Origin of the sequence: Pseudoduganella albidiflava (assembly GCF_004322755.1) — a bacterium.
In the GTDB taxonomy this organism is placed as follows: Bacteria; Pseudomonadota; Gammaproteobacteria; order Burkholderiales; family Burkholderiaceae_D; genus Rugamonas; species Rugamonas albidiflava.
Window position 1 is genome coordinate 7,133,644 of record NZ_CP036401.1, and the last position, 19,868, is coordinate 7,153,511.

Annotated in this window: 17 protein-coding genes; 7 read left to right on the forward strand and 10 right to left on the reverse strand. The window is 64.4% G+C overall.

The features are described 5' to 3' along the window. Positions 1 to 274: 274 nt before the first annotated feature. From EYF70_RS29710 to EYF70_RS29740, 7 genes are all read right to left on the reverse strand, one after another. Positions 275 to 958, reverse strand: coding sequence for a response regulator (locus tag EYF70_RS29710; protein ID WP_131148594.1), 684 nt, complete (start codon positions 956 to 958; stop codon positions 275 to 277). A 102-nt stretch (positions 959 to 1,060) separates the two neighbouring features. Continuing rightward, positions 1,061 to 2,188 (reverse strand): acyl-CoA dehydrogenase family protein, encoded by a 1,128-nt coding sequence (locus tag EYF70_RS29715; protein WP_131148595.1) that lies wholly within the window; start codon positions 2,186 to 2,188, stop codon positions 1,061 to 1,063. A gap of 63 nt (positions 2,189 to 2,251) precedes the next feature. Beyond that, a complete protein-coding gene (locus EYF70_RS29720; protein WP_131148596.1) occupies positions 2,252 to 2,920 on the reverse strand; it encodes an SDR family oxidoreductase in 669 nt (222 codons plus the stop codon). After that, complete coding sequence (locus tag EYF70_RS29725) at positions 2,920 to 4,119, reverse strand: acetyl-CoA C-acyltransferase (protein WP_131148597.1); 1,200 nt, start codon at positions 4,117 to 4,119, stop codon at positions 2,920 to 2,922. The genes EYF70_RS29720 and EYF70_RS29725 overlap by 1 nt, the downstream gene beginning before the upstream one ends. Then, positions 4,116 to 5,936: a bifunctional isocitrate dehydrogenase kinase/phosphatase gene (gene aceK / locus EYF70_RS29730; protein ID WP_131149426.1), complete on the reverse strand. Its 1,821-nt coding sequence runs from the start codon at positions 5,934 to 5,936 to the stop codon at positions 4,116 to 4,118. The genes EYF70_RS29725 and aceK overlap by 4 nt, the downstream gene beginning before the upstream one ends. A 111-nt stretch (positions 5,937 to 6,047) precedes the next feature. Then, entirely contained in the window at positions 6,048 to 7,232 is a 1,185-nt protein-coding gene (locus tag EYF70_RS29735; RefSeq protein ID WP_131148598.1) for an isovaleryl-CoA dehydrogenase, read from the reverse strand. A gap of 154 nt (positions 7,233 to 7,386) precedes the next feature. Next, positions 7,387 to 7,797, reverse strand: coding sequence for a MerR family transcriptional regulator (locus tag EYF70_RS29740; protein WP_131148599.1), 411 nt, complete (start codon positions 7,795 to 7,797; stop codon positions 7,387 to 7,389). Positions 7,798 to 7,876: 79 nt separating this feature from the next. On the opposite strand from EYF70_RS29740, the gene EYF70_RS29745 reads away from it, so the two are divergent. Together EYF70_RS29745 and EYF70_RS29750 are read left to right on the forward strand one after the other, a co-directional pair. Beyond that, on the forward strand, positions 7,877 to 8,923 hold the full coding sequence (locus EYF70_RS29745; protein WP_131148600.1) for an MBL fold metallo-hydrolase: 1,047 nt from the start codon (positions 7,877 to 7,879) through the stop codon (positions 8,921 to 8,923). Positions 8,924 to 9,261: 338 nt separating this feature from the next. Continuing rightward, positions 9,262 to 9,669, forward strand: coding sequence for a hypothetical protein (locus EYF70_RS29750; RefSeq protein ID WP_131148601.1), 408 nt, complete (start codon positions 9,262 to 9,264; stop codon positions 9,667 to 9,669). A 192-nt stretch (positions 9,670 to 9,861) separates the two neighbouring features. Here EYF70_RS29750 and EYF70_RS29755 read toward each other — a convergent pair whose 3' ends face one another. Both EYF70_RS29755 and grxD read right to left on the reverse strand, forming a co-directional pair. Beyond that, the gene (locus EYF70_RS29755) at positions 9,862 to 10,449 is read right to left on the reverse strand and encodes a UbiX family flavin prenyltransferase (protein WP_131148602.1); all 588 of its coding nucleotides are present in this window, start codon (positions 10,447 to 10,449) and stop codon (positions 9,862 to 9,864) included. 6 nt (positions 10,450 to 10,455) lie between these two features. After that, positions 10,456 to 10,773 (reverse strand): Grx4 family monothiol glutaredoxin, encoded by a 318-nt coding sequence (gene grxD, locus EYF70_RS29760; protein ID WP_131148603.1) that lies wholly within the window; start codon positions 10,771 to 10,773, stop codon positions 10,456 to 10,458. 251 nt (positions 10,774 to 11,024) lie between these two features. Between grxD and EYF70_RS29765 the strand changes: the two genes are divergently transcribed. Next, positions 11,025 to 11,567, forward strand: coding sequence for a DUF2812 domain-containing protein (locus EYF70_RS29765; RefSeq protein ID WP_131148604.1), 543 nt, complete (start codon positions 11,025 to 11,027; stop codon positions 11,565 to 11,567). 42 nt (positions 11,568 to 11,609) lie between these two features. Here EYF70_RS29765 and EYF70_RS29770 read toward each other — a convergent pair whose 3' ends face one another. After that, positions 11,610 to 13,973, reverse strand: a complete 2,364-nt coding sequence (locus EYF70_RS29770) for a Tex family protein (protein WP_131148605.1) — start codon at positions 13,971 to 13,973, stop codon at positions 11,610 to 11,612. 161 nt (positions 13,974 to 14,134) lie between these two features. On the opposite strand from EYF70_RS29770, the gene EYF70_RS29775 reads away from it, so the two are divergent. The 4 genes from EYF70_RS29775 to EYF70_RS29790 all read left to right on the forward strand — a co-directional run bounded on the left by EYF70_RS29775 (position 14,135) and on the right by EYF70_RS29790 (position 19,843). Further along, positions 14,135 to 17,266 (forward strand): DEAD/DEAH box helicase, encoded by a 3,132-nt coding sequence (locus EYF70_RS29775; protein ID WP_131149427.1) that lies wholly within the window; start codon positions 14,135 to 14,137, stop codon positions 17,264 to 17,266. A gap of 9 nt (positions 17,267 to 17,275) precedes the next feature. Continuing rightward, a complete protein-coding gene (locus EYF70_RS29780) occupies positions 17,276 to 18,286 on the forward strand; it encodes a PAS domain-containing sensor histidine kinase (RefSeq protein WP_131148606.1) in 1,011 nt (336 codons plus the stop codon). 67 nt (positions 18,287 to 18,353) lie between these two features. Beyond that, positions 18,354 to 19,034: a response regulator transcription factor gene (locus EYF70_RS29785; protein WP_131148607.1), complete on the forward strand. Its 681-nt coding sequence runs from the start codon at positions 18,354 to 18,356 to the stop codon at positions 19,032 to 19,034. Between the two features lie 110 nt (positions 19,035 to 19,144). Further along, on the forward strand, positions 19,145 to 19,843 hold the full coding sequence (locus tag EYF70_RS29790; RefSeq protein WP_131148608.1) for a transposase: 699 nt from the start codon (positions 19,145 to 19,147) through the stop codon (positions 19,841 to 19,843). Positions 19,844 to 19,868: the final 25 nt, after the last annotated feature.

Sequence of the window (19,868 nt, forward strand, 5' to 3'; positions counted from 1 at the left end):
ACTCGCTGGTGGCAATAGCGCTGGGTCTTATCTTGAAGCTAATTACATGCCATGCTTGGCGATGCGTAACTGGACAGCGACTGTACCCAATCCGGTACAGTTGCGCCGGAGATGGTTCAATCGCCGGCCCTGGCGCGGCAGCCGGCCAATGAGGTCACCAGGAATGCCAGTGGCGTGCGCGGCGGCACATGCTTCGGTTGATGCGCGCGAAGCAGGCCAGCCCGGCTGTTTCCAGTCAGGCCGGGCGGCGGGTTGTCGGCTGAAAAGTGCGGTCTTACTGCGCCCAGGCGGAAGGGGAGAACAGGTAGCCTTCGCCCCACACGGTCTTGATCTTCTCGGAATCGGCATCGTCGAACTTGCGCCGCAGTTTCGAGATGCTGTTGTCGATGCTGCGGTCGAGGCCGTCGAATTCGATGCCGCGCATCTTCTTCAGCAGCGCATCGCGCGACAGCACGGTGCCGGCGGATTCGGCCAGCACCAGCAGCAGCTTGTATTCCGTATTGCTCAGCACGCACGGTTCGCCGCGCCACGTGACCGTGCGGTCGCTGGTGGCGATCGACAGCGCGCCGAACGTCAGCTGGTCGGTCGCGCCCTTGCCCTGGGCGCGGCGCAGCAGGGCACGCAGGCGGGCCAGCAGCACGCGCGGCTGCACCGGCTTGTTGATGAAGTCGTCCGCACCCTGTTCCAGCAGCGATACCTCGTCGTAGGAATCCTCGCGGGCCGTCATGATCAGGATCGGCACCTTGGTGATGTCGCGCAGCTGGCGGCAGACCAGCATGCCGTCCAGGCCGGGCAGCATCAGGTCCAGCACCACGATATCGGGCGGGCTGGCCTTGAAGCGGCCCAGCGCTTCGTCGCCGCGGCTTACCACGTCCACCTTGAACTCGTAGCCCGCAAGATATTCCGTGACCAGGTCGGCCAGGCGGGCGTCGTCTTCCACCAGCATCACTCGATACATAGCAAATCTCCTATTTGTCTATTGTATAAGAGCAATGGCAAAAAAAGATCATCCGGCACATCGTGAACGCAAAACTGTGGAAACTCTGCAATTTTGCGACATTCACAGGGACCGCGCGATCAGCAGTTTCTGGATGTCGGATGTGCCTTCGTAGATCTGGCAGACGCGCACGTCCCGGTAGATCCGCTCCACGGGGAAATCCGACACGTAGCCATAACCGCCATGCACCTGGATCGCATCGGAACAGACCCGCTCGGCCATTTCGGACGCGAACAGCTTGGCCATCGCCGCTTCCTTCAGGCAGGGCAGTCCGGCATCCTTCATCGACGCCGCGTACAGGATCAGCTGGCGCGCCGCCTCGATCTGCGTTGCCATCTCGGACAATTTGAATTGTACCGACTGGTGCTGGAAGATTGGTTGCCCAAATGTCTCACGCTCTTTCGCATAGGCGAGCGCGGCTTCGAAGGCGGCGCGCGCCATGCCCACCGCCTGCGAGGCAATGCCGATGCGCCCGCCTTCCAGGCCGGACAGGGCGATCTTGTAGCCCATGCCTTCCTCGCCGATCAGGTTTTCCGCCGGAATCCGGCAATTGTCGAACACGATCTGCGCCGTGTCGGACGAATGCTGGCCCATTTTCTGCTCCAGGCCGGCAACGATATAGCCGGGCGCGGAAGTAGGGACCCAGAATGCGCTGATGCCTTTCTTGCCCGCGGCCTTGTCGGTTACCGCCAGCACGATCGCCACGTCGGCGTATTTGCCGGAGGTGATGAACTGCTTGACGCCGTTGATCACGTACTCGTCGCCAACGCGCGTGGCCGTGGTGCGCAGCGCGGCCGCATCGCTGCCCGTGTGGGGTTCGGTCAGGCAGAAGGCGCCCAGCATCGCGCCGCTCGCGAGCGGGCGCAGCCATTGCTCCTTCTGCGCCGCGTTCGCGTACATCATCGCGATGCTGCAGACCGGGCAGTTATTGACGGAAATGATGGTCGACGTGCCGCCATCGCCGGCCGCGATTTCTTCCAGCACCAGCGCCAGCGACACGTAGTCGAGGCCGGCACCGCCGAGCTCTTCCGGCACCGCCACGCCGAACGCGCCCAGCGCCGCCAGCTCTTTCAGTTCCGCCTGCGGGAAGTGATGTTCCTTGTCCCACCGCGCCGCCTGCGGCGCCAGGCGCTCGCGGGCGTAGTCGCGCAGCGCGTCGCGGATCATCCGGTGTTCTTCGCTCAGTACCATGGGTCTCCTCGTCTTCTTTATTGTTCAGCGGGCTCTTGTTCAGCCTGTTCTTCAACTGCGCTGCTACCACCCGATCGGCTGCCCGTCGTACGCGACGAACACCGGCTGCGGCGAAGCGGGCAGGGCGGCCAGCGTGGCGCGGATGCCGCTGGCGCTGTCCGCCGGGTCCAGGTCGGCGCCGGCGCCGCCCATGTCGGTGCGCACCCAGCCGGGGTGCAAGGCCACGCATGTGGCGCCCTGCTCGCCGAACGCCAGCGCGGTATCGACCAGCACCGAGTTCAACGCCGCCTTGCTGGCCCGGTACAGCGAGCCGGACGGGCTGCTCCGCTCGCTGAGCGAACCCATGCGCGACGACATCACGGCCAGCTTGCCGCCGGCGGCGGCCACCAGCGGGGCGATGACGGGCAACAGCCGCATCGCCGCCAGCACATTCGTGTGCATCACCTGGTCGAAATCGGCCTGGACCGGGAAACCGTCGTGCCGCGGGCCGTACACGCCGGCGTTCAGGATCGCCACGTCGAGGTGTTCGCCATCCAGTTTCCAGCCCAGGCCCGCCACCGCCTCGACGTTGTTCACATCCAGCACATGCGTTTCCGCACCGAGCGTGGCCAGTTCCGCGCAATCGGTTGCCTTGCGGGCGGTGGCGATCACGCGCCAGCCATCCCGCAGGTACTGGCGCGCCAGTTCGTGGCCGATGCCGCGCGACGCGCCGATGATCAACGCCACCGCCATTACACGAGCTCCACGCCGACAGCCGTGGCTTCGCCGCCACCGATGCACAGGGCCGCCACGCCGCGCTTGCCGCCGCGCTCCTTCAGCGCGCCCAGCAGGGTGACGATGATGCGCGCGCCGGAAGCGCCGATCGGGTGGCCCAGCGCGCAGGCGCCGCCGTGCACGTTGACTTTCGCATGGGGGATGTCCAGCTCGTGCATGGCCGCCATCGGCACCGCGGCAAAGGCTTCGTTGATCTCGAACAGGTCCACGTCCGACACTTTCCAGCCATTCTTGTCCAGCAGCTTCCGGATCGCGCCCACCGGTGCCGTGGTGAATTCGTTCGGCGCCAGCGCATTGGTGGCATGGCCGACCAGTTTCGCCAGGATCGGCGCGCCGAGTTTTTTCGCGGTGGATTCGCGCATCAGCACCAGCGCGGCGGCGCCATCGTTGATCGACGACGACGACGCGGCCGTGATCGTGCCATCCTTCTTGAAGGCCGGTTTCAGCGACGGGATCTTTTCCAGTCTGGCCTTGGCCGGGCCTTCATCCTTGTCGATGACGGTGTCGCCGCCGCGGCCGGACACCGTGACCGGTGCGATTTCCCAGGCGAACTTGCCGCCCGCCGCCGCTGCCTGGGCGCGCTTCACGGATTCGATGGCGTAGGCATCCTGCTGCTCGCGCGTAAAGCTGAATTTCGTCGCGCATTCCTCGGCGAAGGTGCCCATCGAGCGGCCGCCGCCGGTTTTTTCATCCTTGCTGTACGCATCTTCCAGGCCGTCCAGCATCATGTGGTCGAACAGCATGCCGTGGCCGATGCGGTAGCCGCCACGCCCCTTCGGCACCAGGTAGGGGGCATTCGTCATCGATTCCATGCCGCCGGCGATGACGACGTCGGCGCTGCCGGCCACCAGCTGGTCGTGCGCGAAGATCGCCGCCTGCATCGCCGAGCCGCACATCTTCGACAGGGTGACGGCGCCGGTGGACGTCGGCAGCCCGGCCTTCAGCAGGGCCTGGCGTGCCGGTGCCTGGCCCTGGCCCGCCATCAGGCAATTGCCGAAGTACACGTGCTCGACGAGTTCGGGCGCGATGCCGGCCCGCTCCACGGCGGCGCGGATCGCCACGGCGCCCAGGTCGTTGGCGGACAGGCTGGAAAAATCGCCCTGGAAGGCACCCATCGGGGTGCGCGCTGCGCCGGCGATAACGATCGGGTCATTCATTTCATGGTCTCCAGTGAGGGTGGCACCGTTGCCGGTGCCGGGGAATGGCAGAATCGGATGGATTGCGGATAGGGGAACACATCGTCGACGATGCCGTCGAGGATGCGTTCCTTGCGCTGCTGCCACCATTCCGGTGTCAGCAGCTCGGCATGGTGCCGCAGGAAACAGCGGCGGATGTTCGGGTTACCCAGCAGGAACTGGCCGAACTGTTCGGGAAAAACGTCGTGCCTGGCGACCGGATACCACGGTTCGGACGCCATTTCATCTTCCTCGTTGCGCGCGGCCGGAATCGCGCGGAAGTTGCAGTCGGTGATGTATTCGATTTCGTCGTAGTCGTAGAACACCACGCGGCCGTGGTGCGTCACGCCGAAGTTCTTGTACAGCATGTCGCCCGGGAAGATATTGGCCGCCACCAGGTCGCGGATGGCATTGCCGTATTCGACCATGCCGTGTTCCAGCGCCGCCTGGTTGCCGCTGCCTTCGGCCTGCGACAGCCAGAGGTTCAGCGGCGTCATCCGGCGTTCGATGTACAGGTGCCGGATGATCAGCTGGTCGCCTTCTTCCTCGACCTGCGATGGCGCATGGTGCTTCAGCTCGGCCACCAGCGCCTCGGCGAAGCGGGCGCGGGGAAACGCCACATTGGAATACTCGAGCGTGTCCGCCATGCGGCCCACCCGGTCGTGGTGCTTGACCAGCAGGTATTTTTCCTTCACCTGGGCGCGCGTGGTGTCCTTCGGCGGCGGGTAGAAATCCTTGATGACCTTGAAGACATACGGGAACGAAGGCAGCGCGAACACCAGCATCACGAGGCCGCGGATGCCGGGCGCCGTCTCGAACAGGTCCGACGAGTGCTTCAGGTGCTGCAGGAAGTCGCGGTAGAACGCCGTCTTGCCCTGCTTTTGCAGGCCCAGCACCGTATAGATCTCGCTGCGCGGCTTGCGCGGCAGCAGCGTGCGCAGGAATTGCACGTACGCGGACGGCACTTCCATGTCCACCATGAAGTAGGCGCGCGTAAACGAGAACAGGATCTCGACCTGTTCGCGGTCGGTCAGCACGGTGTCGAGCAGCAGCCGGCCGCGCTGACCACCCGGGACGGTATCGGCGTGCAAAACCGGCAGCACGAACGGCAGTTCGCGCTCGCCGTTGACGGCCTTGCCGACCAGGTAGGCGCCCTTGTTGCGGAAGAACGGGCTGGACAGGATCTGGAACTGCGCGTTCGGCGCCATCTCGGCGAAGAACGGGGCCAGCCGGCTTTCCACCCGGGCGATGTCGCGCGCCAGGTCGGCGAACGGCGTGCCGAACTGGAAATTGGTGACGATGCGGCTCAGCGTGTAGCGCAGGCCATCGGCCTGCGGATAGTAGACGCGGTAGGTGGGCGCCGCTTCATCGGTCTCGATGTACTCGGTGGAGACCACCGGGCGCACGAAGATGAATTCGTTGTTGAAGTAGCGCCGGTGCAGGATCGTGCAGCACACCGAATTGAAGAACGTTTCCGCCAGCTCCGGGCGCTTGTGACGCGTGAGGAGGCCGATGTAGTGCAGCTTCGATTCGCGCCATACCTGGTCGGTCAGGTCCTCGGGCACGTAGTCGTCTTCCAGCAGCCGCACGCACTCTTCCACGCGGCGGTCGTAGTAGCCGATCCGCTCGCGCGCCGCCTGCTGCGCCACTGCCCACTCGCCGCGCTCGAAATAGCCGCGCGCATCCTGGCTGGCCTGGCGGAACAGGCGGTAGTGCTTGTCGAAGCCATCGAGGATCGCGCGCGCGATGTCGAACGCGATCTGCGAGGACAGCAGTTTCGGGAAGGCGGGCTGGGTCATCGTCGTCATGCCAAATACTACTTGCCGGCGCGGGGCAGCCTTGCAGCGCTGTCCCGTTCAGCAGGCGCGAAGCATGCCTCGCGAAATCCCTGCTTCACCACCTGCTTCACACTACATGGTTTCCGCGAACAGTTCGCGGCCGATCAGCATCCGGCGGATTTCGCTGGTGCCCGCGCCGATTTCGTAGAGCTTCGCGTCGCGCCACAACCGTCCCACCGGGTATTCGTTGATGTAGCCATTGCCACCCAGGGCCTGGATCGCCTCGCCGGCCATCCACGTGGCCTTCTCGGCGCTGTACAGGATCGCGCCGGCGGCATCCTTGCGCAGCGCGCGCACCTGTTCCGGCGACACCGCGCGGTCGCAGGCCTGGCCCACCGCGTACACATAAGCCTTGCATGCCATCATGGTGGAATACATGTCCGCCAGTTTTCCCTGCATCAGCTGGAACTCGCCGATCGCCTGGCCGAACTGCTTGCGGTCGTGCACGTAGGGCACCACGGCATCCATGCAGGCCTGCATGATGCCCAGCGGCCCGCCGGACAGCACGGTGCGCTCGAAATCCAGGCCGGACATCAGCACGTTGACGCCCTTGCCTTCGCCGCCGAGCACGTTCTCGGCCGGCACCTCGCAGTCCTCGAACACCAGTTCCCCCGTATGCGAGCCGCGCATGCCCAGCTTGTCGAGCTTTTGCGCGATCGAGAAGCCCTTGAAGCCCTTTTCGATCAGGAACGCGGTCATGCCGCGCGGCCCCGCCGCCAGGTCGGTCTTCGCGTAGACGACCAGCGTGTCCGCATCCGGGCCGTTGGTGATCCACATCTTGGTGCCGTTCAGCACGTAATGGTCGCCCTTGCGGTCGGCGCGCAGCTTCATGCTGACCACGTCGGAACCCGCGTTCGGCTCGGACATCGCCAGCGCGCCGATATGCTCGCCCGAGATCAGCCTGGGCAGGTACTTGCGCTTTTGCGCTTCATTGCCGTTGCGCTTGATCTGGTTGACGCACAGGTTCGAGTGGGCGCCATACGACAGCCCCACTGAGGCGGAAGCACGGGAAATCTCTTCCATGGCCACGATATGGGCCAGGTAGCCCATGCCGGCGCCGCCGTATTCCTCGCCGACGGTAATGCCGAGCAAGCCCAGCTCGCCCATCTTGCGCCACAGGTCCATCGGGAACTGGTCGGTGCGGTCGATTTCCGCGGCGCGCGGGGCGATTTCCGCCGCGGCGAATTGCTGCACGGCTTCGCGCAGCGCGGCGATATCCTCGCCATGGTCAAAGGTCAGGCCTGGGAGATGCAGCATGTCTTCCTCGTCTTCTGTAGTTTTGAAATGGCGAAACCGCGCAACCGTGCTCGGATTTTGCGTCGACTATGTGCCTGTTACGCTCAGTTACGCTCAGTTACGTTAACGTAAACGTAAAGCGCCGCGCAGGCAAGGGCCTTGTGGCCCCGCGAGCTCAGCCGTTAGCCTCCAGCCGCTCGCCGTTTTCCTGCGCCGCCAGCAAGCGCCGGCATTCTTCCTCGTGTGAAGCGATCTCGGCCAGCGACATCTCGATATCCTCGCGCTGCTGTTCCAGCGTTTCGCGGTGCTGCGCCAGCACGGTGAGGAACCGGTGCATCTGCGCCGCGGTATCCTTCGGCGTTTCATACATGTCGACCAGGCTCTTGATCTCGGACAGGGACAGCCCGAGACGCTTGCCCCGCAGCGTGAGCTTGAGCCGGGTGCGGTCGCGCGGCGTGTACACGCGGTTGCGGCCGCCGGCGCCTTCGCGGGACGGCGCAAGGATGCCCTGGTCTTCATAGAAGCGGATGGCCCGGGGCGTGATATCGAATTCGCGCGCCAGCTCGGTAATGGTATAGGTGGACATGGCTTACAATCAGTGACTTCCGTTTACGTTACGTCAATGCGTACCGGACATTGTAGCGCACCGCGCCTTTGGAGAATCGATGAACCCCCTCGAAGCCCAGCTCCATTACCCGTTCGGCGACAGCGTGCCGGCGCCCGGCGACGCCCTCGCCATCGCTCCGGGTATCCGCTGGCTGCGGCTGCCGCTGCCGTTCGCGCTGGATCACATCAACCTGTGGCTGCTCGATGACGCGGGCGACACGTATACCGTGGTCGATTGCGGCGCCGCCACGGAGGACAGCCGCGCCGGGTGGGAAGCGGTGATGGCGCGCCATTTCGGCGGCAAGCCGCTGGCCCGCGTGCTCGTCACGCATTGCCATCCCGACCATGTGGGGCTGGCCGACTGGCTGTGCACCCGCTGGAACGCGCCGCTGGCGATGACGGCCGGCGAGTACGGCTTCGCGCGGATGATGGCGGCCGCGCTGCCCGGTGTCGACGGCACCGGCGCGGTGGAGCACTTCCGGCGCCACGGCCTGGCCGATCCGGACATGCTGGAGAAAATGCAGAGCCGCAAGAATTACTATCCATCGCTGGTGCCGTCCGTGCCCCATTCATACTACCGGCTGGAGCATGGCCACCAGGTGGAGATTGGCGGCCATGCTTGGCGCGTCATCACCGGTTTCGGCCATTCGCCCGAACACGCTTCGCTGTATTGCGCCGCGCTGAACGTGCTGATCGCCGGCGACATGGTGCTGCCCCGGATTTCCACCAATGTGTCGGTATTCGCCATCGAGCCGGAAGGCAATCCACTGCAGCAATACCTGGATTCGCTGGAGCGCTTCGCCGACCTGCCGGACGATGTGCTGGTCCTGCCGGCGCACGGCAAACCATTCCGCGGCGTGCACACGCGCATCGCGCAGTTGCGCGACCACCACGCCGCGCGGCTCGAAGAAGTCGTGGCCGCGTGCGCCTCGCCCTGCACGGCCGCGGACATCGTCCCCCTGATGTTCCGGCGCCCGCTGGATGCTCACATGCTCAGCTTTGCGCTGGGCGAAGCGCTCGCCCACCTCCACAAATTATGGCGAGACGGTATCGTGCGCCGTGAAACGGATAGTGGCGGCATCATACACTTTCGTACCTGCTACTAACAAAGTAGCGGTCATCGCAGCAAAATCAGATAAGGCCTCACAAGGGATGAACTGGTAGAGGAAGTGGCTGTAACCACTCCTCTCTTTTGGCTCATCCTCGTAGTTGCATAAAATAAACTGTTGTGTCTGTCGAGACAAACAAGGGCGTCAGCCGAAAGATCATGGGTACATGCAATCGTGCAACAAATACGCAAAATGTTGCATTGATTGTTGCTGAGGGCTGGAATCGGTGATTGATTGGAGGTTACAATGTTAATTGTATCCACCCCGATTTTGTCACATTTGGTCTGAGCGCACTTGAGACTGACTTTCAGATCGTGACGTGAAATAGTGCAACTATGAATTCTTTGAATGAACGCGAAAGCTTCAGCCAGCGGCTCCAGCAGGCTCTGAAAAACGCCCACTACTCCCCGGACAGCCCGACACGGCTGGCGCGGGAATTCAACATCCGGTTCGAAGGGCGCCCGATTACCGTGCATGCCGCGCGCAAGTGGCTGGTCGGCGAGGCGATCCCCACGCAGGAAAAGCTCCGGATGATCGCGCAGTGGCTGGGTGTGCCGGCGGAATGGCTGCGTTTCGGCGGACCGGAATCGGCCGCACCGGCAGGCGAAGGCGGCAATGGTCCGTCGCGTTTCGAATCGGCCGACGTGAAACTGATCGCGGACTTGCAGCGCCTCGACGAACATCACCGCCAGATCGCGCGCGAATTCATCCGCATGCTCGTGCGGGTCAACTATCCGAAGTAATCCAGCGGGATTGCCTGGGACACCGTGTTCCCGGGCAGTTTGATGTCGGGCGCCTGATTGCCGGGCGGCCTGATGTTGGAAGTTAATTCCGCACAGCTTTATTCCAGGAAGCTTGATTCCGGGTAGCTTGAGTCCGGCCAGCCTGCGTCGGCACCTGTTGCCGCTTAGAGCCTTAGAGCCTTAGAGCCGCCTTCAGCCGCCCAGGCCGTTCCAGCGCGGCGCCGCGCTGCCTGCCGTTTCCAGCCCGATCAGGTCGAGCACGCGTGCCACCGTGTGGTCGACGAGGTCGTCGATCGTTTGCGGACGGTGATAAAAGGCCGGCAGCGGCGGAAACACGATACCGCCCATTTCCGTGACAGTTGTCATGTTGCGCAGGTGCGCCAGGTTGAACGGCGTCTCGCGGACCATCAGCACCAGCCGGCGGCGCTCCTTCAACATCACATCCGCGGCCCGCGCCACCAGGTTGTCCGCCAGGCCATGCGCCACGGCGGCCAGCGTTTTCATGGAACAGGGTGCGATCACCATCGCATCGGTCAGGAACGAGCCGCTGGCGATCGAGGCACCCACGTTATGGGCCTTGTGCACCACATGGGCGAGCGCTTCCACATCGCGCCGTGCCAGGCCCGTTTCTTCGTGCAGGGTCAGGATGGCGGCGTCCGAAATCACCAGGTGGGATTCGACGCCTGGAAGCGTTTGCAGTGTCTGCAATAACCGGACGCCATACACGGCGCCGGTGGCGCCCGTGATGGCGACGACGATCCGCCGCGCGCGCCCGGTCATGGGTGCTTAGCCGTTGTTGTCCAGCAGCTTCTTCAACTCACCCGACTCGTACATCTCGCTCATGATGTCCGAACCGCCGACGAATTCGCCGCGCACGTACAGCTGCGGAATGGTCGGCCAGTTCGAGTATTCCTTGATGCCCTGGCGCACTTCACCATCTTCCAGCACGTTGACGGTGGCGATGTTCTCGACGCCGCATGCCTTCAGGATCTGGATCGCGCGGCCGGAGAAACCGCATTGCGGGAATTGCGCGGTGCCTTTCATGAACAGCACTACCGGAGTGCTGGTCACGGTTTCCTTGATCCACTGTTGTACGTCGCTCATAGCTGCCTCAATAAGAAAAAAACGAAAATATCGGAACACCGGCATTTTACAGGGATTCCCGTGCCCGCTGCAGGCCGCGGCCGTGTGGCGGAAAGCCGCCGCGCCGCGCCGGTGCCCCGCACGGTACCAGGGCCGCCGCCCATACCGTGCCGCCAACGCACTGTAGCTTTTTGTGCTGCGGTGCACAGTTGCCACCGTGCTACCATAATCCGCTGGTAGCGCTCTCGAAGGCATGACAGGAGGATCGCGGGATGGAAGTGGAGCAGGGCAACAGGCGGGTCAGGAAAGTCAAGCTGGGCGCCGCATGGCATCCCGAGCGCATCGAACGCTGGCTGGAGAGCCAGTCGGCCCAGGGCCGGCACCTGGAATCGGTGGCGCCGTTCGGCATCTACACCTTTCGCACCGATCTGCCCGAGCCTTACGACTACCGGATCGACTTTGCCTCCACCCGGGAAATCGAAGACCCCCACTATGCGGAAGCGCCCACCGCCGCCGGCTGGAAACTGGCCGGCCACTCGATGAGCTGGATGCTGTGGCGCGCACCGAAAGGCGAGGCACGCGACATCTTCACGCACGCGCCGGCCCGCGTGAGCGCCTATCGCCGCCAGGCCATCGCCATGCTGATCATCGCCGGCATCCAGGTGCCGCCATTGGTCAGCGGTACGCTGGCGCTGCGCCAGCTGGACGAACTGGCCTGGGCCAGCGTGCTGATCTGCTCTTCGGCCGTGATGTCGCTGGCGCTGTACGCGCTGGCCCGGGTGGCGGGCCGGTTGCTCAGCGTGAAAGATTCCTGACGGCGCCGCCGGGAGGGCGGCGCCCGGTGGTGTCTTGCCCCATTAGCCGCGCAGCTTGGCAAAGGCGGCCGCCATCGAGCCGCCCATGGCCGGCTCGCGCGCCCCATTCTTTTGCTGCTGGCCCATGGCGCGGCGGTCGTTGCGGCGATCTTCCTGGCTGCCGGCGCGCTGTTCCGGGCGGGAACCCGGCGCCGGCGCGCTGTCCGACAGGCGCATGGTGAGGGCGATGCGCTTGCGCTTCACGTCCACCTCCAGCACCTTCACCTTGACCACCTGGCCCGCCTTCACCACTGTGTGCGGGTCTTTCACGAAGCTGTTCGACAGCGCCGAGATATGCACCAGGCCATCCTGGTGCACGCCGATGTCGACGAAGGCGCCGAACGCGGCCACGTTGGTGACCACGCCTTCCAGGATCATGTCCGGCCGCAGGTCGGCGATTTCTTCCACGCCTTCCTTGAAGGTAGCGGTGGTGAACTCGGGGCGCGGGTCGCGGCCCGGCTTTTCCAGTTCTTTCAGGATATCCGTCACCGTGGGCACGCCGAATTTTTCATCGGCATACCGGGCCGGCGACAGGGTCTTCAGCACCGAGCTGGCGCCGATGACGGACTTGATATCCTTCTTGATATCGGCCAGGATCTTTTCGACTACCGGATAGGATTCCGGGTGCACGGCCGAGGCATCCAGCGGGTTGTCGCCATTCATCACGCGCAGGAAGCCGGCCGCCTGCTCGAACGTCTTGTCGCCCAGCCGGGGTACTTTCTTCAGCGCCGCGCGCGACGTGAAGGCACCTTTCAGGTCGCGGTAGCTGACAATGCTCTGCGCCACGCCGGCGGACAGGCCCGAGACCCGCGCCAGCAGCGGCGCCGAGGCGGTGTTCACGTCCACGCCCACGGCGTTCACGCAATCCTCGACCACGGCATCGAGCGTGCGCGCCAGTTGCGTCTGGCTTACGTCATGCTGGTATTGCCCCACGCCAATCGACTTGGGATCGATCTTGACCAGTTCGGCCAGCGGATCCTGCAGGCGGCGCGCGATCGAGACGGCGCCGCGCAGCGAGACGTCCATGTCCGGCAATTCGCGCGAGGCGAATTCCGATGCCGAATACACCGACGCACCCGCTTCGGAAACGACGATCTTCGTCATGTTCAGCTCGGGCCGGCGCTTGATCAGGTCCTGCGCCAGCTTGTCCGTTTCACGCGACGCGGTGCCGTTGCCGATCGAAATCAGCGACACATTGTGCTTCGCCGCCAGCTGGCCCAGCGTATGCAGCGTGCCTTCCCAGTCGTTGCGCGGCTGGTGCGGGTACACGGTGGCGGTATCGACGACCTTGCCGGTGGCGTCGACCACCGCCACCTTCACGCCGGTGCGCAAGCCCGGGTCCAGGCCCATCGTCGCGCGCGGGCCGGCCGGCGCCGCCAGCAGCAGGGCTTTCAGGTTGGTGGCGAACACATTGATGGCATCGAGCTCGGCCTTTTCGCGCAGCGCGCCCATCAATTCGGTTTCCAGGTGCATGAAGCTTTTCACGCGCCACGTCCAGCGCACGGTGTCGGTCAGCCATTTGTCCGCGGGGCGGCCGGCGGCCTTGATGCCGAAGCGGGCGGCGATGCGGCTTTCGCACGGGTTGTGCGGGGCATCCCATTTCGGCTTTTCCGCTTCGGTATCCAGGCGCAGCGTCACGTCCAGCACGCCTTCGCGGCGGCCCCGCATCAGGGCCAGCGCACGGTGCGACGGCACGGTGGACAGCGGCTCCGAGTAAGCGAAGTAGTCGGCGAACTTCTCGCCTTCATCCTGTTTTCCTTCGATAACTTTCGATTCCACCACGCCATGTTCCTGCACGTATTCGCGCAGCGATTGCACCAGGTTCGCGTCTTCGGCGAAGCGCTCCATCAGGATCTGGCGGGCGCCATCGAGTGCCGCCTTGGTATCGGCCACGCCGGGGTTGTTGCCGTCCGGCGTCGTGAAGGCTTCGCGCAGGTACTGGGCGGCCACGCTTTCCGGATCCAGGGCGGGATCGGCCAGCAGGCTGTCGGCCAGCGGTGCCAGGCCCGCCTCGATGGCGATCTGGGCCTTGGTGCGGCGCTTCTGCTTGTAGGGCAGGTACAGGTCTTCCAGCCGGGTCTTGTCTTCCGCGTGCAGGATGGCGTCGAGCAATGCCGGCGTCATCTTGTTCTGCTCGGTGATCGACGCCACGATGGCTTCGCGGCGGTCTTCCAGCTCGCGCAGGTAGCGCAGGCGCTCTTCGAGCAGGCGCAGCTGGATATCGTCGAGCCCGCCGGTGGCTTCCTTGCGGTAGCGGGCAATGAAGGGGACAGTGGCGCCCTCGTCCAGCAGGGCGATCGCGGCGGCCACCTGGGCCGGCTTGGCGGCCAGCTCGGCGGCCAGGCGTTGTTCGATGGAAGGCAGCATGTGTTCTATTCTCAACAGACAAGCCTTTGATGATACATGACGCCACCGCGCCACGGGACTTGCGCCGATAAGTTAGAACATAAGCAAACACAGAAAGGCTGTTGGCGGATAATATTGCATGTTGCTGTTTTTGAACCGTCCTGAATACACCGATGCGACCAATGGATTTGACCCGCGACGAAGCTCCTGCAACTCCTGCTGCCCCTGCCTCCGCTCCCCCCAGCCCGCCGGCAACCCAGCTGCCGTACGCGGTTGCCATCTGGTTGCAGCGGGTCGACGCGGCCGCGCACCCGAAAGCAAAACTGGCCCCGGTCGATCCCGATCCGAAGCAGACCAGCTACAAGCTGATCTACGTGCTCGCCCCCACGTCCGGCGGCCGCCATGTGGCGCTGGCACTGTACAAGGCGCGGCTGCGCCCGAACGGCGACGTGGCTGCCGCCAGCCCCGTCAATGAAGTGTTTTCGCTGCTGTCGGCACCCCCGCCGTTCCTGGAACCGGGCGATGAAGACCTGGTGCGCTTCTTCGTGGCCATGCGCACCGGCCCGAATTCGCCGACCGGCAGCGCCACCGAACCGCGCGGCAAGATCGGCGCGGCACTGCTGCAGATGCTGTCCGAGCAGGAAAAATTGCTGTGGGCAAACTCCTGGGCGGACGTCGGCAATGGCCTCGTCTACCCGATGAAGGCCGGCCAGGCGCGCACCGCCAACCTGGCCTGGCGCGAGGAAGGCAAGGGCTTGCGGCTGGGCTGGAAAGTGGAGGCACCCGAGCATGCGCCCGGCGGCGCGCGCCACCCCGGTGCCGACCAGATCGACTACATGCTGCCCACCGAACCGCCGTGGTATATCGACAACCTGTCGTGCGGCGTGCTGAACCTGAACCAGGGCGGCGCCGACATTCCGCTGGCCGAACTGCAGGCTTTGGTTGCTCAGGCGCCATTGCTGATGCCGAATGACAAAATGCGCGTGTCGCAACTGCTGCTGGCCCATGGCTTGCAGCAATTGATGCCGCTGCCGCAGCCCTTGCCGCAGCGCTTGCGCGAAGATGTCCGGCCGCGGCCGATCCTGGTGCTCGACGCGGCGCAGCTGTCCGACGGGTCGGTGCAGAAATGGCACGACTACGCGGTGCTGTCCTATGACTACGATGGCGAGCGCGTGTCGTTCGATCCATCGCAGCGCGTGGTGCGCCAGCGCGGCGAAGTGACCGAGATCATCGTCCGCAACGAGGCGCTGGAAAATGCCGCGCTCGACACGCTGACCCACCTGGGTTTCCGCAAGCCGACCGCCTTGCCGCTGTCGTCCGTGCGCGGCGGCCTGCTGCTGGCCAGCCAGGCCGACTGGATCCGCTTCGCCGAATCCGGCATCGAAGCGCTGCAGGCGGAAGGCTGGCAAGTCGAGAAGACATCGAAATACCGCTATGACGTGACGGCGGTCGACGAGTGGTATGCCGAGATCGAGGAAGAGGGCGCGGAAACGGGCCATGCGTGGTTCGAGCTGGAGCTGGGCATCACCGTGAACGACGAACGCGTGCCACTGCTGCCGGTGCTGGTGCAGATGATCCGCAACATGCCGAACGATTTCAGCGCCAAGGCGCTGTCCATGCACGGCGAAACGGACCAGATGCTGGCCACGCTGCCCGGCGGCACCCGCGTGGCGCTGCCCTGGGCCCGCGTGAAACCGATCCTGGGCACGCTGGGCGAACTGTACTTCAACGACAAGATCCGCCACAGCGTTCGCATGAGCACGCTGGACGCGGCGCGGCTGGACGAACTGTCCCGCACGGGCGAGTTCAACTGGACGGGCGGCGAAGAGTTGCGGGACATGGGGCGCCGGCTGAACCAGTTCTCGTCGGTCAAGCGGGTGGCCACCCCGGCCGGCCTGCAAGCCACGCTGCGCGATTACCAGACCGAAGGCTTGTCGTGGATGCAATTCCTGCGCGAGTACGGGCTGGCCGGCATCCTGGCCGACGACATGGGTCTCGGCAAGACAGTGCAGACGCTGGCGCACATCCTGGTGGAAAAGGAATCGGGGCGGATGACGCACCCGACACTGGTGATCGCGCCCACCTCGCTGATGGGCAACTGGCAGGACGAGACAGCCCGCTTCGCGCCCAGCCTGAAGGTGCTGCTGCTGCAGGGCAAGGACCGCGCCGAGCTGTTCGACAAGATCCCGGAAGCGGACCTGGTGCTGACCACGTATGCGCTGCTGCCGCGCGACGAGGAAAAACTGCGCGAGCACGATTTCCACATGGTGATCCTGGACGAATCGCATTACATCAAGAACACCCGTTCGAAGGCGGCGCAAAGCGCCAGCCTGCTGCGCACCAAGCACCGGCTGTGCCTGTCCGGCACGCCGCTGGAAAATCACCTGGGCGAACTGTGGTCGCAGTTCCACTTCCTGCTGCCGGGCTTGCTGGGCGATGAAAAAGCGTTCAATTCGCAATTCCGCCACCCGATCGAGCGGCAGGACGACCCGTTGCGCCGGATGTTGCTCAATCGCCGGATCAAGCCGTTCCTGCTGCGCCGCACCAAGGACAGCGTGGCCAAGGAACTGCCGCCGAAGACGGAAATGGTGCGCAAGGTCGAGCTGACCGGCGCCCAGCGCGACCTGTACGAAACCGTGCGGCTGGCGATGGACCAGAAAGTGCGCGAGGAAATCGACCGCAAGGGCGTGGCGCGCAGCCAGATCGTCATCCTGGAAGCGCTGCTGAAGCTGCGGCAGGTGTGCTGCGATCCGCGGCTGGTCAAAACGTTGTCGACCCGCAAGCAGCAGGCCGCCGGGTCCGCCAAGCTGGCCGACCTGATGCAGATGCTGGAAGACTTGCTGGAAGAAAAGCGCAAGATCCTCGTGTTCTCGCAGTTCACGTCGATGCTGGAGCTGATCCAGGAAGAACTGGATTCGCGCGATATCCCGTATGCGTTGCTGACCGGCGAAACGCGCGACCGCGGCGCCCAGGTGGCCGCGTTCCAGCAGGGCGCCGTGCCGATCTTCCTGATCAGCCTGAAGGCGGGCGGTGTCGGCCTGAACCTGACCGCGGCCGATACCGTGATCCACTACGATCCTTGGTGGAATCCGGCGGCCGAACAGCAGGCCACCGACCGCGCCTGGCGTATCGGGCAGGACAAGCCGGTGTTCGTCTATAAACTGATTGCCAAGGGCACGCTGGAAGAAAAGATCCAGGTGCTGCAGCAGAAGAAGGCCGACCTGGCGCAATCGGTGCTGGCCGAAGGGGAGTCGCAGAAAATGGCGCTGACGCAGGAAGACCTGCAGCAGATCTTCGCACCGCTGGTCGACTGACGGCCGGCCATGGAAAAAGCTGACTACCAGCTGTTGCTCGAGCATGGCACCGACATCCACTGGATGCTCGACTGTGTGACCGGGCAGCTGCTGTACGTCAGCCCGGTTGCCGCACGGCGCTTCGGCTGGTCGCCGGAGCAGGTGCTGGAGCGTGCGCAGGCCATTGCCGCGCCGCTGCTGCACGACTTGCCGGAGCGGCTGGCGCGTTTCCGGCAGGGCGACGGTACCCGCCACACCGTGCTGCGCGAAGCGGAACTGGAAGGTATTGCCGTGGAGATCGAATCCACGCTGGTGGACGAACGACGGCTGGTCGGCGTGGCGCGCGACATCAGCGCGCGCCGCGCTTTCGAACACCAGCAAAAACAGTTCGCGTCGATGCTGTCGCACGAATTCCGTTCACCGCTGGCCACCATCGATGGTGCCATCCAGCGCCTGGTGATGACGGACAAGGGTGCCGATGAAGGCACCACGAAGCGCTATCACAAGATCCAGACCGCGGTGGACCGGCTGCTCGGCATGGTCGACGAATACCTGTCGCCGGAACGGCTGGCGGCCATCGGGCGCCGGCAGCGCGAGAATGGCATCGAGCCGGCGGCTTTGCTGGAAGCGGCGGCCGCGCATGCCCGCGTGCGCCGGCCCGGCATCGCCGTGCACGGCGGCGATGCGCCGGCATGGGTGCGCGCCGACCCGGAAGGCATGCGCATGTGCCTCGACGTGCTCCTGGACAATGCCATCAAGTACACGCCGCCGGGGTCGCCCATCGAATTGTGGGCCGGCAAGGCGGACGGTGGCGGGATCGAATTCACCGTTGCCGATCGGGGCCCGCCGATACCGGAAGGGGAAATCGCCCGGCTGTTCGACAAGGGTTACCGGGGCATTGCGGCGGTGGGCATCGCCGGGTCCGGCATTGGCTTATACATGGCCAAAGCGGTGATTGAAGTGCACGGTGGCACGCTCAGCGTGCAAAACTTGCCGGAAAGCGGCAAGAAGTTCCGGATTTGGCTTCCGGTTGCTGTATAAACCTTGCACCGGATCGTTACTCCCGTGATAATTCTTTGAGTAACGAAACAACATTAAATGGCCATCGATGACGCAGATATTGATCGTGGAAGACAACCTGGAATACGCCGAAGAAATGGCGGATTACCTGGGGGAATTAGGACACGGTGTCAGCATTACCAGCAACGCGGGCGAGATGTGGTCCGCGTTGAGCCAGGGTAATGTCGGCGTCGTCGTGCTGGACCTTGGTCTTCCCGACGAGGACGGTATCAATGTGATACCGAGGATGCGCCAATTGTACCCCCAGATCGGCTTGCTTGTGCTCACGGGACGGGTCAATTTCGACAGCCGCATCCTCGGCCTGCGCCTGGGGGCCGACCACTACCTGACCAAGCCCATCAAGTTTCCCGAACTGGCTGCCCATATCGAGGCGCTGGACCGTCGTGTCGGCCCGCAGGAAACGGCGCCCGCGCCCAGCAAGTGGACCCTGCGCCTGGCGGCCCGCCAGCTCGAACTGCAGGGCCAGGCGATCACGCTGACGGAAAAGGAATGCAATTTCCTGCACCTGCTGACGATCAATACGCGGCCCGTGCCGCGGCAGGTCATCGTGGCCGGCATTGGTGGCGACGATCCGGATGCCGGGCGCCGCGTGGACATGCTGGTGTACCGGCTGCGCAAGAAGGCACGTACCGGGCTGGGGCAGGACCTGCCGCTGCGCAGCGCATATGGCGAGGGGTACAGCCTGTCGACCAGTTTCAATTTGTCTTAAGCACTAATAGGGACAGAGCCAGCGGGAAATTTCAGTTTCCGTAAACAATCAGGGACAGTGTGATTGCCGCCGGCGTATCATGGCGGTTTTCACCGATTTCCTTCCCTGGTATGGCCCGCCTGCCCCGACTCATCGTTCCTTCCCAGCCCCATTACGTCATCCAGCGTGGCCTGAACGGCCAGCGCATCTTCCAGGATACGGACGATTACACGACCTTCCTCGCCTGGCTGCGCGCCGCAGCCCGGACCTACAAGGTCGCCATCCACGCCTACGTGCTGCTGCCGGACGGGCTGCACCTGCTGGCCACGCCCTCCGACGAGGAAGGGCTGGGCCAGATGATGCAATGGCTGGGCCGCTGCTATGTGCCTTACTTCAACCAGAAATACGGCCGCGCCGGCACCCTGTGGCACGGGCGTTACAAGACTTCGGTCATCGATGCCGACAACTTCCTGCTGACCTGCTGCCGCTACCTCGAGGCTGCCCCGGTCCGTGCCGGCGTGGCGGGCGCGGCGGAGGAGTACCCATGGTCCAGCTACGGCCACCATGCGGGCGTCCGGTCGGACAACGTCGTCACCGATCATCCGTCTTACTGGTCGCTCGGCAATACGCCGTTCCAGCGGGAGGCGGCTTATATCGAGCTGTCCGCGCAGCATCTGCCTGCCGCGCAGATCGCCGTTGTCGAAGCCGCCGTGCTGAAAGGGTGGCCGCTGGGCACCGACAAGTACAAGAAGGAACTGGAGCAGAAGGCCAAGCGGCAAGTCCTGCCAGCCAAGCGCGGTCGGCCGTTCAAACAGCCACCATCGGCTTGAAACCCACGGTAGCTTCCTCTTCGGT